General features: G+C 72.5%; 8 protein-coding genes. 7 read left to right on the top strand and 1 reads right to left on the bottom strand.

What is annotated here, in order from left to right; translation table 11 throughout:
- Positions 1–555 precede the first annotated feature (555 nt).
- Positions 556–1,584, top strand: a complete 1,029-nt coding sequence (locus NQO67_RS41180) for a threonine ammonia-lyase (RefSeq protein WP_255955717.1) — start codon at positions 556–558, stop codon at positions 1,582–1,584.
- Positions 1,585–1,685: 101 nt separating this feature from the next.
- Here NQO67_RS41180 and NQO67_RS41175 read toward each other — a convergent pair whose 3' ends face one another.
- Complete coding sequence (locus NQO67_RS41175) at positions 1,686–2,543, bottom strand: hypothetical protein (protein ID WP_255955716.1); 858 nt, start codon at positions 2,541–2,543, stop codon at positions 1,686–1,688.
- A 314-nt stretch (positions 2,544–2,857) separates the two neighbouring features.
- Between NQO67_RS41175 and NQO67_RS41170 the strand changes: the two genes are divergently transcribed.
- The 6 genes from NQO67_RS41170 to NQO67_RS41145 form a co-directional block, all read left to right on the top strand.
- Entirely contained in the window at positions 2,858–5,938 is a 3,081-nt protein-coding gene (locus tag NQO67_RS41170; protein ID WP_255955715.1) for a non-ribosomal peptide synthetase, read from the top strand.
- Between the two features lie 225 nt (positions 5,939–6,163).
- A complete protein-coding gene (locus NQO67_RS41165; RefSeq protein ID WP_255955714.1) occupies positions 6,164–6,958 on the top strand; it encodes a thioesterase II family protein in 795 nt (264 codons plus the stop codon).
- On the top strand, positions 6,955–7,722 hold the full coding sequence (locus NQO67_RS41160) for an AfsR/SARP family transcriptional regulator (protein ID WP_255955713.1): 768 nt from the start codon (positions 6,955–6,957) through the stop codon (positions 7,720–7,722). Before NQO67_RS41165 ends, NQO67_RS41160 begins: the two co-directional genes overlap by 4 nt.
- 89 nt (positions 7,723–7,811) lie before the next feature.
- Positions 7,812–9,056: a cytochrome P450 gene (locus NQO67_RS41155; RefSeq protein WP_255955712.1), complete on the top strand. Its 1,245-nt coding sequence runs from the start codon at positions 7,812–7,814 to the stop codon at positions 9,054–9,056.
- A complete protein-coding gene (locus NQO67_RS41150) occupies positions 9,053–9,256 on the top strand; it encodes a ferredoxin (protein ID WP_255955711.1) in 204 nt (67 codons plus the stop codon). The genes NQO67_RS41155 and NQO67_RS41150 overlap by 4 nt, the downstream gene beginning before the upstream one ends.
- 292 nt (positions 9,257–9,548) lie before the next feature.
- A partial coding sequence (locus tag NQO67_RS41145) for a type I polyketide synthase (RefSeq protein WP_255955709.1) occupies positions 9,549–17,210 on the top strand: 7,662 nt, incomplete at its 3' end.

Raw genomic sequence — 17,210 nt, 5'->3', positions numbered from 1 at the left:
GCCGGGATGACGATCAGTACACGTCCGGACGCTAAGCGCCGAACTTTGGGCAGATGTCGCACCTCCGAGCGATGAGCCGAATCGCGAGTGAATGTATGACCAGGATCGAAGGGCCGTCAAATTTAAAATAATGACAGCTAATCCTAAAATGTTGTACATGTGGGGTGCCGCTTTCGGGGCTGCCGGGGTATAGGCGGGATCTGCCGTAGCGGGCAAATCGGCACATAAAGTGCACGATCAGGAGTGGCCGGAGAATTCATTCCCTGGAGAGTTCATCGGGAATTCTTCATTCCGGATCGCCCGGTTCGAGGAATTTGCAGTCGCGAAAATCATCGGACGAGATAGGAAGATTTTCCGTTTTGGGGGGCCGCCTGGTGGCGTTCTGATGTGACCTTGTCACACACAGCTCAACCGGCGTCAGGCGGAACTTGGACAAATTTTAGAAGTCGTCCTCAGCATGAGCCACCGGCGCTCAAGGTGGACCGTGTCCGAGCGGCGTGCCGCCGTCTGGAGGTCGTGACCTGAGCCCTGCCGACGTGCATGGATGGAGGTCCGATGCCCGAGAACGAGGCGAGCCTCGCGGTGGTGGATCCACCGCTCGGCCGCAGTGCCGTGCTCGACGCCCAGCGACGGCTGGCCGGCCGGGTGACCCGGACCCCGGTGGTGCGCAGCGACGACCTGGACCGGCGCGGTGCGGCCCGGCTCTGGCTGAAGGCCGAGAACCTCCAGCGTGGTGGCTCCTTCAAGGTGCGTGGCGCACTGCTCGCCGTGGAGCGACTGGTGGCCGCGGGCAGCCGTGGGGTCGTTGCGCAGAGCACCGGCAACCATGCGATCTCCGTCGCGCTGGCCGCCGGTCAGCTGGGCGTGCCCGCCACGCTGGTGCTGCCGAGCGACGCGGCGCCGACCAAGGTGCGCCGCATCCGCGAGGCCGGCGCCGAGGTGCTGGCGGCCGGCACCACCCTGGCGGAGCGCATCGCGGTGGTCGACGAACTGCGCGACGCACGCGGCCTGGACGTGGTCGACCCCTACCAGGACCCGGACGTGGTGCGGGGGCAGGGCACCGCGACCGCCGAACTCCTCCAGCAGGTGCGGGAGGCCGGGGCCCGACTCGACGCCGTGGTGCTGCCGGTCGGCGGGGGCAGCGCGGTCGCCGGGGCGTGCCTGGCCGTGACGGGCGAGCAGGTGGAGGTGGTGGCGGCCGAGCCGGCGGCCGTCCCGGCGCTCACCGAGGCGTTGGCGACGGGTGCGCCGGTCACCGTCGCCGCGCACCCGACGATCGCCGACGGGCTGCGCCCGGACCGGGTCGGCCAACTGCCCTTCGACATCTGCTCCACCGCCGTGTCCGACGTGCACACCGTCGAGGAGCCCGAGATCGCCGAGGCGATGTGTGCCGCGGTGCTCCAGGCCCGGCTCCTCGTGGAACCGGCAGCGGCCACCGCGCTCGCCGTGGCGTTGCGGATCTCCCGGCTGCCCCGCTGGCGCGGCCGGGACATCGGGGTACTGCTCACCGGCGGCAACGTCGAGGACTCCCTCGTCGCCGCCCTGCTCGCCGGAACGGCCCGTCCGGCGGTGCAGGCCGTCTGACGGTGCGGCAAGCCGCCCGGCGGCACGGGCCCCAGGGCGGGCGGCCGACCGCAAGCTGCCCACCCCGGGCCCCGCCCGCAACCCGGCGACCGGCGACCGGATCAGGCGCCGAGGACGTCGGCGACCAGACCTGCCAGGTCCTTGTCGGCCAGCAGCACGCCGTGCTCCACGTCGATCTCGTATTCACGCGCCACCGAAAGGGATTCCGAGCCGGCGACACCGGAAGCCCGCATCGCGCGCAGTCCGCTCAGCGGACTGGCCGACGAGAAAGCGGTCGCTGAACGCCACTGCGTGAACGGGTCGATTTCACTGGCCGCCGCGAGGTAGCACAGGAAGGACTCGAATACGCTGAACAGTTCCTCACGCCGTGTCCTGTCGAGCCCGACCCCGGCGAACGCGGGTTCCCCGATCTCGCGGATAAGCCGGATGAGACCGTCCTTCAATTCGCGGATCTGGCTTGCCCGTGCCACCACGCGCTGCATGGTCTCATCGTGCACACGCTGTCCGGCGGCACGCGCGGCGGCGACGTCTTCGGCCGAAATGACCGACGACATGAATCCCACCACTTTGTGGTACTGCCACATCAGGGTCTGCGGTACGGAGATCTCCGGGTCGAACACCAGGAGCTGCGGGGCATGCTCCTGGAACCGGCTGATCCGCTCGGTCAGCGCGGCCGCGTACACCGACCCGGCGCAGAACCCCATAACCGCCTTGACCAGCGGCTTCTCTGACTCGATCGGCCCGGACCAGTAGTCGACGTAGCCGGCGCCCGAGCCGGTGGGTGCGGTGCCGTGGACCGGCGGAACCGTTTCCCACACGGCCAGGTCGGTGGCCAGGTTGGCGGCCAGGTCGGAGAAACGGGCCTCCGGCCGTCCTGTGGTGTCGAAATCAACGGCGAGCACGACACCGCCGGATTCACCGCCGGCCTTCAGGACTTTCCATTCGCCGGATTCCGCCATCCCCACTCCTCGGGTTCGCGAGCCAACAAGTACGGCTCGCAAGCGTAGTCGGAGAAAAGCAAGGAAAGGCATACCCCTAGCGCCCCTAGTCTGCGTCCTGATCGCTCATAGGGGTGCCCGTGGAAAACACCCCTCAGGGTGCCCTTCTTAGGGGTACCAGCGCCACCCGGGCCCCTTGTATCGTCCCCCTGAAATACAGGGTGAAGTATGAGAACGCAGTTCGCACCGCCTTTCAAGGGGAGCTTCCATTGGGGTCCGGAGTGAAATCCGCCGCATCCGCCGCATCCGCCGACCGGTCCACCCGCGACCTTCGTGTGGCCACGCGCAAAGAGGAGGCGATGTGGCTGCTGGAGCGGCTGGTCCCGGGCAGCGCGGCGAACAACCTGTCCCTGGCCTTCCAGACGGAGGGGAAGCTGGAGCCGGCCCTGCTGGAGTCCGCGCTCAAGGTCCTCGTCGAACGCCACGAGGTGCTGCGGACGGTCTACTTCACCTCCGGGGCCGAGCTGATGAAGTCGGTCGTACCGGCCGGCGAGTTCACCGTGACCGTGGAGGAGTTCGAGGACTTCGCCCCGGACGGTGACATCGCGCTCGCGCTGCGCCCCTACGTCACCCGGCGGTTCGCCCTCGACGGACGGCCGCTGGTGCGCGCCGGGCTGTTCCACCACCCCGACGGGCATGTGGTCGCGCTCGCCTTCCACCACCTTGTGTACGACATCATCTCGGGCAAGACGCTCCTCGAGGAGCTGGTGGCGGCGTACGACGCCCTCGCGGCCGGCGGCGCGGCGCCCAGCCGGCTGCGGGAGGTGGTGCCCGCGTTCAGCGAGCCCGAGCCGCGGCCCGAGAGCCTGGACTACTGGCGCACCCAGCTCGCCGACTTCGACCCCGCCGCCCTCGAGATGGCCTGCGGCGCCCCCGACGGAGCCGACCCCACACTCAAGGGCGACCAGGTCACCCACCGGCTCTCCGACCAGGCCCGCACGGCCGTGGCCGGGTTGCAGCGCAGCGCGCGCGCACCCGAGGCCGTGGTACTGCTGGCCGGGTACTACCTGCTGCTCACGTCGCACGGCGCCGGACCCGACATCACCGTGGGTTCGCCGGTGAGCGTACGGCCCAAGACGGACCCCGGTCTGGTCGGCCACCACACCAACGTGCTGCCGCTGCGCGTGCAGGTGGATCCCGCGGAGAGCTTCAAGGCGCTGGTGCGCCGGGCGCGCGACACCTACTTCGATGCGCTGGCCCACCTGAACGTGCCGGTCGACAGCATCTCCGACCTGGTGCCGCGCGCCGGATCCTCCTGGCGCAACCGGCTCTGCCGCCACCTCTTCAACTACTTCCCGAGCCTCGGCCTGGGCAGCGACTTCGAGATCGCCGGCGACCGGGCCAGGCCGCTGGTGGTCGAGAACGGCTACAGCAAGTTCGACCTGGAGTTCTTCCTCGCCTCCTCCGAGGACGGCATCGAGGTCATCGCACGCTACGGCACCGACAAGTTCGACGAGGCCGAGGTGCGCGCCCTGCTCGCCCGCTACGACGCGCTGCTGGTGGCCTGCGCCACGGACGTCGACCGGCCCACCGGCGAGATCGACGTGTGGAGCGCCCACGACCACCAGGTCATCGACGCGGCCAACGACACCGACCACACCTTCACCCCGGTAGGCGTCGCCGAAGCCGTCCTCGGACACGTCGACCGCACCCCGGACGCCATCGCCGTGCAGCAGGGCGACCGGACCGTCAGCTACGCCCAGCTGTGGGACGCGGCGCTGCGCACCCGCGCCGCGCTGCTGCGCGCCGGAGTGGCCATCGGAGACGTCGTCGCGCTGGCCGCGGCCCGCTCGCCCGAACTCACCGCCACCGTCCTCGGCATCTGGCTCACCGGCGCCGCCTACCTGCCCGTCGACCCGGAGCATCCGGCCCAGCGGGTGGCGTACCTGCTGTCCGACTCCGGTGCCCGGGTCGTCCTCACCGACCGCGACCTGCCGCTGCCCGAGGACCGGGACACCGTCCGGCTGCCCCTGGAGCCGGTGGGCGCGACCGGCTCCGACGTCGACCGGCTCGCCTCGCCGCTGGGCATCGACCCGGAGTCACCCGCCTACCTGATCTACACGTCCGGCTCCAGCGGCCGGCCCAAGGGCGCCTGGCTGCCGCACCGGGCCATCTCCAACATCGCGGCCGACTACACCGTGCGGTTCGGGGCCACCGCCGACGACGTCACCCTGTGGATGACCACGTTCGCGTTCGACATGGCGAACCTGGAGCACTACGTGCCGCTGTACTCCGGCGGCCGGATCGTGATCGCTCCGGACGAGGCACGCACCGACGGGCGGCTGCTGCGCGAGCTGATCGAGCGCCACCAGCCCGGCATCCTCCAGGCCACCCCGACCACCTGGCGACTGGTCCTCGACGACGTCGAAGACGTCCTCGCGGGACGGCAGGTCGTCATCGGTGCCGAGCCACTGCCGACCCCCCTGGGCGAGCGGCTGCTGGCCACCGGCTGCATCCTGCACCACGCCTACGGCCCGACCGAGACCATCACCTGGTGCACCTGGGGCGTCCTCGAAGGCGACCTGGGCGAACGCCCGCACATCGGCAAGCCGATCTGGAACATCCGCGTGATGGTCGTCGCACCCGACGGCCGGGAACTGCCGATCGGGGTGCGCGGCGAGATCGTCATCGCCGGCGCCGGGGTCTCGCTCGGCTACCACGAGCGGCCCGAACTCAACGAGGCCCGGTTCGGCGACCACCCGGTGCACGGCCGGTACTACCGCAGCGGCGACACCGGCCGCTGGCGGCCCGACGGCAACCTGGAGATCTTCGGCCGCTCGGACCGCCAGGTCAAACTGCGCGGCAACCGGATCGAGCTGGGCGAGGTCGAGGCCGCCGTCCTCGCCCACCCGAAGGTGCGCGCCGCCGCGGCCGTGGTGGTCGGCGACCGCAGCGCGGACGGCCGCCTGGTCGTCTTCGTGGTGCCCGCCGACAGCGGCGCCGACGACATGCGCGACGAACTGTGGGAGCACGCACGCGGCGAGCTGCCCCACTCCGCCCTACCACAGGAGTTCACCGTCATCGACACCCTGCCCACCAACGCCAACGAGAAGGTCGACTACCTCGCCCTGGAAGCGCTGGCCGGCACCGGCAGCGACGACGAACCCGGCGGGACGGCCGGGGACGGCGCGCCCTGCGACCAGCTGACCGGCGACATCGTCGCGCTGTACCGTCAGCTGCTGAAGCGCGACGACATCGACGCCGACACCAACTTCTTCACCCACGGCGGCCACTCGCTGCTCGGTGCCCAACTCCTCCAGAAGATCGAGGAGTCGACCCAGGTCACCGTCAAGCTCGCCGACCTGTTCTCCGCGCCGTCGCCGGCCGAACTCGCCGAGCACATCCGCGACAGCTGACCAGCCCGCAACCCGGGTACGGGAATCCCCCTATCCGCCTTTCCCGGCGGTAATAGGGGCTGCGGTAGGGGGTCGCGACGGTACCCCGATTCATGCCTGCTAGGGGGGCGAATCGGGGTACCGAAAGCGCTTGTCAGCTGCCTAGACTCGCCGTATTCACAGGGCCAATCGGCGGACTTCCGGCATAACTGCCGTACCTTCCCCGCCGCTCGGAAGGAGCACAGGATGGCTGTGAAACAAAGGAAGAAGGGCGAATGGGTCAGGCAATTCCACCCGTCTTCGGAGAACGCCATCCGTCTTGTGGTCTTTCCGCACGCCGGAGGTTCCGCGAGCTACTACTACCCCATGTCGCAGGCGCTCACTCCTGACATCGAGGTCCTTGCCCTGCAATACCCCGGGCGTCAGGACCGGCGGTCCGAACCCTGCATCGAGAACATCCCCGACCTCGCGGACGGCGTCTATGACGCGCTGCTGCCGCGGCTCACCGCACCCGGCCCCTACCTGTTCTTCGGGCACAGCATGGGCTCCATCGTCGCCTTCGAGGTGGCCCGACGCTGCCAGCAGCGCCTCGGCGGCGGCCCGGTCCACCTCATCGCCTCCGGCTACCCCGCCCCGTCCAGGATCCCGGCCGGCACCGTCCACCTGCGCGACGACGCCGGCGTGGTACGGGAGCTGCGCGAGGTGGGCGGCACCGATCCGGCCTGGCTCGACGACGCGGACCTGCTCGCGGCGATCATGCCGACGGTGCGCGGCGACTACCGGGCCATCGAGACCCACACGTACCGCCCGGGACCGCCGCTCGACTGCCCGATCACCATGCTGGTCGGCGACCAGGACCCGCACACCGACGCCGCGCAGGCGGACGCCTGGCGCGAGCACACCGCCGCCGCGTTCGCGCAGCGTGTCTTCCCCGGCGGGCATTTCTACCTCGAAGAACACCAGGAAGAAGTCGTCGAGATGATTTCCGGCATCATCCGCAATTCCCTTCGCTTCGTGTCCACTGATGGGAGCCATTCGTGAAGTACGAGGTCCTGGGACGGCTCCGGGTCAGCGCTGACAACGGCAGCGCCCACATCGGCGCACCGAAGGTGGAGATGCTCCTCGCCATCCTCCTGATACGCGCCAATCGCATTGTCACGGCCGACCAGCTCATGATGGAGATCTGGGGAGAACGGCTGCCGCGGCGCGCCACCGCCACCCTTTACGTGTACGTGTCGGAACTGCGGAAGTTCCTGAACCGGGCCGGCGCCGAACAGAGCCCCATCGTGACCCGCTCGCCCGGATACATGCTGACCCTGGAGGACGGCGGACTCGATTACCAGGTCTTCCTCGACCTGACCGAGCAGGGCCGCGCCCTGATGCGGGAACACCGCCACGAAGAGGCCGTCGCCCGCTTCCAGCAGGGCCTCGCCCTGTGGCGCGGCCCCGTGCTGGGGGACATCGGCCACGGCCCCATCCTCAGCGCCTTCACCACCTGGCTCACCGAAGTGCGCATGGACTGCACCGAGATGCTGGTGGAAGCACGCCTCCAGCTGGGCCTGCACCGTGAACTGGTCGGCCCGCTGTACTCGCTGACCGCGGAGAGCCCGCTGCGCGAGACCTTCTACCGGCAGCTGATGCTCGCCCTGTACCGCTCCGACCGCCGTGCCGACGCCCTCAAGGTGTACCAGGCGGCACGCAGCACGCTCATCAACGAACTGGGCCTGGAGCCCTGCTCCGCGCTGCGCGAGCTGCACCAGGCGATCCTGCTCGCCGACGACCGGGTGCTGTGCGCCGCGGGCTGACCCACCTGATCCACCCGGCGCAGGGCCCCCTTGGGGGACCCCCGCTGACCGCCGCTGAACGCGGACCCGACCAAGGAGACATCGCACCCATGACGACGGATGCCACGGCGATCCCCGAAACGGCCGATGCGCCGGCCTTCCCGATGGCCCGCACCTGTCCCCACCTGCTGCCCGACGGATACGCCGAGCTGCGCGACGGGCCCGTGCTGCGCAAGGTCGCGCTGTTCGACGGGCCGGCGTGGATCGTCACCCGGCACGCCGAGGCGCGCGCCCTGCTCGGCGACAACCGGCTGTCGGCGGAGAAGCAGCACAAGGGGTTCCCCGCCTACACGCCCCCGGAGCGGATGCCCCGCCCGTTCAAGACCCTCGCCGAGATGGACCCGCCGGAGCACACCGTGCACCGCAGGATGCTGATCCCGGCGTTCGCGGTGCGCCGCATCCAGGAGATGCGCCCGTTCATCCAGGAGACGGTGAACGGCCTCATCGACGCCATGGAGAAGGGCGGGCCCAGCGCCGACCTGGTCAAGGACTTCGCGGTGCACGTGCCGTCGATGGTCATCTGCGATGTGCTGGACATCCCCTACGAGGACCGGGAGATCTTCCAGCGGCTCAGCTACCGGATCACGCAGGAGCGCACCACCCTCGACGACCAGCAGCTCAAGCAGGCGCTCGGCGAGATCTTCGGCTACCTCGGCAAGGTCGTCGAGCAGCAGATCAAGGAGCCCGGCCCCGGCCTGATGGGCGTGCTGGCGACCGAGCGGGTCGCCAAGGGCGAGCTGGAGCCCCGCGACATGATCACCCTGGCGCTGGTGCTGCTGGTCGCCGCCCAGGAGACCACCGCCTCCACCATCGCCAACGGCACCGTCTGCCTGCTGGAGAACCCCGAACAGCTCGCGAAGCTCCAGGCCGACCCCGACCTGTGGAACAACGCGATCGAGGAGATCCTCCGCATCACGTCGGTCTCCGACCTCAACACCCGCCGGGTCGCCGCCGCCGACATCGAGATCGCCGGCGAGGTGATCCGCGCCGGCGAGGGCGTCATCATCCCCAACGGCCTGGTCAACCGGGACGCGACCGTCTTCGACGACCCCGACGTGCTGGATGTGACCCGGTCGGCCAAGCACCACCTGGCGTTCGGTCACGGCGTCCACAACTGCATCGGGCAGTCGCTGGCGCGCGTGGAGCTGGAGATCGCCTTCAAGACCCTGTTCACCCGGCTGCCCTCGCTGCGGCTCACCGCGGACGTGGCCGACCTGCCGATGTCCGACTCGGCCGGCGTCCAGGCGCTCACCTCGCTCCCGATCGCCTGGGACCCGAAGGAGGACGTGCTGTGAGCGTCCACGCCGACCAGAGTCTCTGCCAGGGCACCGGCAGCTGCGTGATGGCCGCCCCCGACGTCTTCGACCAGGACGAGGACGGGCTCGTCATCGTGGTCGACGGCGCCGACCCCGACGCGGCACCCGACGCCGTGCGGGAGGCCGTCAGCCAGTGCCCCACCGCCGCGATCCGCCTCAGCGGGCCCGCCGCCGGCTAGGACCGCACCCGACCACATCACCGCAGGTCACGGAGCCCGGACTGACCCTCACAGTCCGGGCTCCGTGCTGCCCGAAAACGGGCCCACCGCCCTAAGGGCCGACCCGCCAAGAGGGCGATCCTCTGCCTTGCGATCGACCGCATCTGACCTCGCTCGCTGATCCGCTGCGGATGACGGGTCAGCCCTTAGACCCCGCAAAGGTCGTGCTTAGGAACCGCCACGACGGTGGTCACGATGCGCGTCCTGAACCCGAAGACGCGACCGGCCCATCCCGTAGGAGGCAGCGCAAGCGATGGCTAGTGCTCTCGGTCCCCAGCACGAACTGCCCCCCACAGCGGATGACGCGGTGGCGGTCATCGGCCTGGCCTGCCGGCTTCCGCAGGCACCTGATCCCGCGGCGTTCTGGCGGCTGCTGTCCGAGGCGCGCGACGCCATCGGGGACGCGCCCGCCGACCGGTTCGGCGCCGCCGCCGCCGACGGACCCGGTGGCCGCGGCGGCTACCTGCCGGAGGTCGACCGGTTCGACGCGGCCTTCTTCGGCATCGCGCCGCGCGAGGCGGTGGCGATGGACCCGCAGCAGCGGCTGATGCTGGAACTGAGCTGGGAGGCGCTGGAGGACGCCGGGCTGCCACCGGCCCGGCTGCACGGCACCCGCACCGGCGTCTTCGTCGGCGCCATCTGGGACGACTACGCGGCACTCCTGCGGCAGAGCGGCGAGCACCCCGGCCGGCACGCCTTCACCGGCGTCCAGCGCGGCATCATCGCCAACCGGGTCTCCTACACCCTGGGCCTGCGCGGTCCCAGCCTCACCCTCGACGCCGCGCAGGCCTCGTCGCTGCTGGCCGTCCACATGGCTGTGGAGAGCCTGCGGCGCGGCGAGTCCACGACCGCCCTCGTCGGCGGCGTCAACCTGGTCATCGGCCCGGACAGCACGGCACGCTCGGCCGGCTTCGGGGCGCTCTCGCCGGACGGCCGCTGCCACACCTTCGACGCCCGGGCCAACGGCTACGTACGCGGCGAGGGCGGCGGCGTCGTCGTCCTCAAGCCGCTGGCGCAGGCGGTGGCCGACGGCGACTTCGTGTACTGCGTGATCCGCGGCACCGCCACCAACAACGACGGTGCCACCGACGGCATCACGGTGCCCAGCACCCGGGCGCAGGCCGAGGTCGTCCGGGCGGCCGTCGAGCGGTCCCGTCTCGCGCCCGCGGCCGTCCAGTACGTCGAACTGCACGGCACCGGCACCCCGGTGGGCGACCCGATCGAGGCCGCAGCGCTGGGCGAGGCACTCGGCTCGGACGGCGCGCGGCAGCGCCCGTTGCACGTCGGCTCCGTGAAGACCAACGTCGGTCACCTGGAGGGCGCGGCGGGCATCGTCGGCCTGATCAAGACGGCCCTCAGCATCCACCACCGCCGGCTGCCCGCCTCCCTCAACTACGAGCGCCCCAACCCGCGCATCGACCTCGACGCGCTCCGGCTGACGGTCCAGCAGCGCGGCGGACCGTGGCCGGCACCCGAGCAGCCGCTGGTCGCCGGGGTCAGCTCGTTCGGCGTCGGCGGCACCAACTGCCATGTCGTCCTCGCCGAACCGCCCGCTCCCGAGACGTCCGGGGCCCCCGCGACACCGGAGCCGTCCTGGCCGGCCGGCCGGGCGCTGCCCTGGCTGTTGTCGGGCCGCACCGAGGCCGCGCTGCGCGCGCAGGCCGCCCGGCTGCACGCCGCCGTGCAGGGCGCGCCGGCCGTCGAACCGGCCGCCGTCGCCCGCGCGCTGGCCACCACCCGCACCGCCTTCGAAGAGCGCGCCGTCGTCATCGGCACCGACCCCACCGAGCTGCTGGCCGGGCTCGACCAGCTTGGACAGGGCCAGGCCGCCCGCGCAACCGTACGGGGCCGCACCGGCCGGCCGGGGCCGACCGTCTTCGTCTTCCCCGGTCAGGGCACCCAGTGGGACGGCATGGCCAGGGAGCTGCTGGAGCACGCGCCGGTGTTCCGCGCGGCGCTGGAGGAGTGCGCCGTCGCCCTCGCCGAGTACACCGACTGGTCCCTGCTCGACGTCCTGCACGGCCGCGCGGGCGCCCCCGGACTCGACGCCGTGGACGTCGTCCAGCCGACGCTGTTCGCGGTGATGGTGTCGCTCGCCCGGCTGTGGGAGTCCGTGGGCGTGCGCCCGGACGCCGTCGTCGGCCACTCCCAGGGCGAGATCGCCGCAGCGCACATCGCGGGCGCGCTCTCGCTCGCCGACGCCGCCCGCGTGGTGTGCCTGCGCAGCCAGGCCATCACGGCGCTCGCCGGGCGCGGCGGCATGGCCTCGCTCGCCGTGCCCGCCGACCGGGCCAAGGACCTCATCGCCCCCTGGGACGGCCGGCTCGCCGTCGCCGCCGTCAACGGCTCGTCGGCGACCGTGGTGGCCGGCGACGCCGAGGCCGTCGGCGAACTCGTCGCCGCGCACGCGGCCGACGACACCGTGCGGATCCGCCGGATCCAGGTGGACTACGCCTCCCACTCGCCGCAGGTCGAGGCGATCCGCGACCGGCTGCTGTGCGAGCTGGCCCCCATCACCCCGCGGACCGGCAGCATCCCCTTCTACTCCGCCGTCACCGGCGACGTGCTCGACACCGCGGCCCTGGACGCCGCGTACTGGTACACGAACCTGCGCCGACCGGTGCGCTTCGACCGTGCGGTGCGCGCCCTGCGGGCCGCGGGACACGGCACGTTCGTCGAGAGCAGCCCGCACGGCGTGCTCACCTTCGCGCTCAACGAGACGCTGGAGGACACCGCCGTCCAGGACGCCGCCGTCCAGGACACCCCCGGCCGGGACGGAGCGGCCGACCCGACCGTGGTCACCGGCACCCTGCGGCGCGGCGAGGACTCCTGGCGGTCCTTCCTGACCGCGGCCGCCGGGCTGCACGTCCAGGGCGTCGCCGTCGACTGGACCGCGCTCCTCGAAGACGCCGCACAGCGCCGGGTCGAGCTGCCCGGCTACGCCTTCCAGCGGCAGCGCTTCTGGCCCACGACCGGGGACGGCGACACCGCGGCCGCCGTCCTGCCGGCGGCCGGCGCCGCCCGCCCGGACGACGCGGCACAGTCCGCCGAGTCCACCGCGTCCACCGCGTCTTCGGACGAGGCGGCCGAGGCGCGCCCCGCGCCGGCCACCGCGTGGGCCGCCCGGCTGCTCGGTCTCGAGCGGACGGAGCAGTACGAAGTCGTCCTGGACCTGGTGCGCTCCCACGCGGCCATCGTGCTGGGCCACCTGAGTGCCGACGCGGTGGACGCCACCCGCACCTTCAAGGAGCTCGGCTTCGACTCGCCCGGCGCCGTCGAGCTCCGCGACCGGCTCGCCACCGCCACCGGCCTGCGGTTGCCGTCCGCGCTGGTCTACAACCAGCCCACCCCCGACGTGCTCGCCCGGCACCTGACCGGCGAACTCCTCGGCACCGCCCGCAAGGTCACCGACGAGGGCGCGAGGGTCGGCGACGAGCCGATCGCCGTGGTCGGCATGGCCTGCCGGTTCCCCGGTGGCGCCGGCAGCCCCGAGGAGCTGTGGCGGCTGGTCGCCGACGGCGTCGACGCCATCGGCGACTTCCCCGAGGACCGCGGCTGGAACCTCGCCGACCTCTACGACCCGGAGCCCGGCACCCCCGGCAAGACCTACGCCCGGCGCGGCGGCTTCCTGTACGACGCCGACCGCTTCGACGCCGACTTCTTCGGCATCAGCCCCCGCGAGGCGACCGCCATGGACCCCCAGCAGCGGCTGCTGCTGGAGATCGGCTGGGAGGCGTTCGAACGCGCCGGGATCGACCCGGCGACGCTGCGTGGCAGCCGCGCCGGAGTCTTCGTCGGCGCGATGCCGACCGAGTACGGCCCCCGCCTGCACGAGGGCACCGACGGCTACGGCGGCTATCTGCTGACCGGCACCACCACCAGCGTGGCGTCCGGCCGGCTCTCCTACGCCCTGGGGTTCGAGGGCCCGGCGGTCACCGTCGACACCGCGTGCTCGTCGTCGCTGGTCGCGCTGCACCTGGCGGCGCAGGCGCTGCGGCAGGGCGAGTGCGGGCTGGCGCTGGCCGGCGGTGTGACGGTGATGTCGACCCCGGGCATGTTCGTCGAGTTCGGCCACCAGCGCGGCCTCGCCGCCGACGGCCGCTGCAAGCCGTTCGCCGCCGCGTCGGACGGCACCAGCTGGGCCGAGGGCGCGGGTCTCGTACTGCTGGAGCGGCTGTCGGACGCCGAGGCCGCCGGGCACCCGGTGCTCGCGGTGATCCGCGGCTCGGCCGTGAACCAGGACGGCGCCAGCAACGGCCTGACCGCCCCCAACGGGCCCTCCCAGGAGCGGGTGATCCGGGCGGCGCTGGCCAGCGCCGGCCTGGCGGCGGCCGACGTGGACGCGGTGGAGGCGCACGGGACCGGCACGAAGCTGGGCGACCCGATCGAGGCACAGGCGCTGATCGCCACGTACGGGCGGGACCGTGACCCGGAGCGGCCGTTGTGGCTGGGATCGCTGAAGTCGAACATCGGGCATGCGCAGGCCGCCGCCGGCATCGGCGGTGTGATCAAGATGGTGGAGGCGATGCGGCGCGGGGTGCTGCCGAAGACCCTGCACGTGGACGCGCCGACGCCGCACGTGGAGTGGGCGGACGGCGGCGTCGAGCTGCTGACGGAGGAGCGTGCGTGGCCCGAGGCGGGTCGTGCGCGGCGGGCGGCGGTGTCGTCGTTCGGCATCAGCGGCACCAACGCGCACCTCATCCTGGAAGCCGGACCGCAGCCCACGACCGAGCAGACCGCGGCGGCACCGAGTGAGCGGGCGGCCGTGGATCCGGCCGAGTCGACGACCTTGGATCCGGCCGAGTCGGCGGCCACGGACACCTCCGCGTCGGCGGCCACGGACACCTCCGCGTCGGCGGCCACGGACACCTCCGCGTCGGCGGCCACGGACACTTCCGAGGCCGCGGCGCCGACCCCCTGGCTGCTCTCCGCGAGGACCGAACCGGCCCTGCGGGACCTCGCCGGCCGGCTGCACGCGTACGCGACCGGCCACCCCGAGGCGGGCACGGCCGAGATCGCGCATGCGCTCCTCGCCGGCCGTGGCACCTTCGACCACCGGGCCGTGCTGCTCGGCACCGGACGCGACGACCTCCTCGCCGGCCTCACCTCGCTCAGCGCCGGCACCGGCGCAAAGCGCGTGGTGTCGGGCGCGGCACGGGGCGGCAGGCTGGCGGTGCTGTTCACCGGGCAGGGCGCCCAGCGGCCGGGCATGGGCCGCGAGCTGTACGCGACCCATCCGGTGTTCGCCACGGCCTTCGACGCGGTGTGCGCGGCGGTCGACCCGCATCTGGAGCGCCCGTTGCGCCAGGTGGTGTTCGAGGACGGCGAGCTGCTCGACCAGACGCGGTACACCCAGCCCGCCCTGTTCGCGCTGGAAGTGGCGTCGTACCGGCTGGTGGAGTCCTTCGGGGTGCGCGCGGACGTGCTCGCCGGGCACTCGGTGGGCGAGCTGACCGCCGCGCACCTGGCCGGGGTGCTGTCACTGGCCGATGCGGGGGCGCTGGTGGCGGCCCGTGGCCGGTTGATGCAGGCCGCGCAGCCGGGTGGCGCGATGGTCGCGGTGCAGGCGACCGAGGAGGAGCTGCTGCCGCTGCTCGCGGACGCGCCCGGCGTGTCGATCGCCGCGCTCAACTCCCCCGACTCCACGGTGCTCTCCGGCGACGCGGACGCCGTGGCGAAGCTGGCCGGCCACTTCGCAGGGCTGGGCCGCAAGACCCGCGCCCTGACGGTGAGCCATGCGTTCCACTCGGCGCACATGGACGGGGTGCTGGCCGAGTTCGAGGAGATCGCGGCCACCCTCACCTTCCACGATCCGGTCATCCCCGTGGTGTCGAACGTGACGGGCGAACTGGCCACCGCAGCCGAGCTGACGGACCCCGCCTACTGGAGCGGGCACATCCGCCGGCCGGTGCGTTTCGCGGACGGCGTGCGTGCCCTGCGGGACGCGGGGGCGCGCACGTACCTGGAGCTGGGCCCCGACCCGGTGCTGTCCGCGCTGGTGCGCACGACACTCGACGACGCCGACGGTGCCGGCGGGACCGGCGCGGCGGACGAGGACGTGGTGGCCGTCGCGGCGCTGCGCACCGGCCACCCCGAGACCGTCACCTTCCTCACGGCCCTGGCCGCCGTCCACGTCGCCGGGGTGCCCGTCGACTGGGCGCCCCTCGTCCCGGCCGCCGGCCGCAGCGTGACGCCGGAGTTGCCGACGTACCCGTTCCAGCGCGACCGCTACTGGCTGGCGGCGGGCGGCGGGATCGCCGGCGCCGGCACGCTCGGGCTGAGCGCCGCCGGCCATCCGCTGCTGGCCGCCGTCACCGAACTGCCCGACGGCAAGGGACACCTGTTCACCGGCCGGATCTCGGCCGACCACCCGGCCTGGGCGGCCGAGCACGAGGTCCACGGGGCGTACATCCTGCCCGGTGTCGCCTTCGTCGACCTGCTGCTGCACGTGGCACGGACCGTCGGCTGCGACCAGCTCGAGGAACTCACCCACCAGGTCTTCCTGGCCCTGCCCGAGCAGGGCGCCCTCCAGGTGCGCCTGGCGGTGGACGCGGCGGACGGCGCCGGCAGCAGGACGTTCGTGGTGTACTCGCGCCCGGAGGAGGCACCGGCGGGCGCCGACTGGACCGTGCACGCGACCGGGTCCCTCGGCGCCGGTGCACCGGAGGGCTCGTTCGACGAGTTCGACGGCTCCGTCTGGCCGCCCGAGGACGCCACCGCGCTCGACATGACGGAGTTCTACACCCGCATCGTCGACGCGGGATTCGGCTACGGCCCGCTCTTCCGCAGCCTGCGTGCCGCCTGGCAGGACGGCGACACCACCTACGGCGAGGTGGAGCTGCCGGCCGGCGCCGACCCCGGCGGCTACGGCGTGCACCCGGGGCTGCTCGACTCCGCGTTGCAGCCCGCCGCGCTGGTGCTCGGGGAGCGGCCGGCGGACGACAGCATCCGGGTGCCGTTCTCGTGGAGCGGCGTGGCCCTGCACACCACGGGGGCGACCCGGCTCCGGGTGCGCCTGACCCGGCCCACCGCTGACACGGTGTCGCTCGCGATCGTCGACCACACCGGCGCGCCCGCGGTCACCATCGGTTCGCTGGCGATGCGTGCCGTGGGCGCCGACCAGATGGCCGCCGCGCAGACCTCGGCGGCCCAGGAGCTCTACCGGGTGGAGTGGCAACCGGTCACGCCCGCGCGCACCGACACGCCCGCCGCCGCCCGGCCACGCTGGGCGGTCGTCGGCCGGCGGCCCGAGCACGGCGCACTGGTCGACGCGCTGCGCACGGCGGGCGTCGACGCGGTCGGATACCCGGACGTGCCGGCCCTGCGCGCCGACGAGCAGGTACCGGCCCTCGCCGTCGTACCGGTCACCGGCGCGCACGACGCGACGCCCGCACGTGCCCACACGGTGACCGCCGACGCCCTCGGCGTGATCCAGGCGTTCCTCACCGACGAGACGGCCACCGACGAGACGGCCGCCTACCCCGTCGCGGTCCTCACCGGCGGCGCGGTGGCCACCGCCGACGGCGACGACGTGCACGACCTGGGGGCGGCCGCCCTGTGGGGGCTGATCCGGACCGCGCAGTCCGAGCAGCCGGGTCGCTTCGTCCTGGCCGACGTCGACTTCGTCCCGGCGGACCCCGGCACCGGTCGCGAGCGTGATGCCGCTGACGGCGCGCTCGCCGCGTCCCTGCGTGCCCTGCCCGCCGCCCTGGCCCTCGGAGAACCCCAGCTCGCCCTGCGCGGCGGGACGGTCGCGGCGCCGCGACTGGTCGCCGCCGGCCCGGAAGAGGGCACGGCGACCCGGTTCCGTGCGGACGGCACGGTCCTGGTAACCGGGGGCACGGGTGCCCTCGGTGCGTTGCTGGCCCGGCATCTGGTGACGGCTCACGGGGTGCGGCACCTGGTGCTCACCAGT

Origin of the sequence: Streptomyces odontomachi (genome assembly GCF_024435355.1) — a bacterium.
In the GTDB taxonomy this organism is placed as follows: Bacteria; Actinomycetota; Actinomycetes; order Streptomycetales; family Streptomycetaceae; genus Streptomyces; species Streptomyces odontomachi.
Note: the sequence above shows the minus strand (reverse complement) of the source record. Positions and strands in the feature narration are given on the sequence as shown.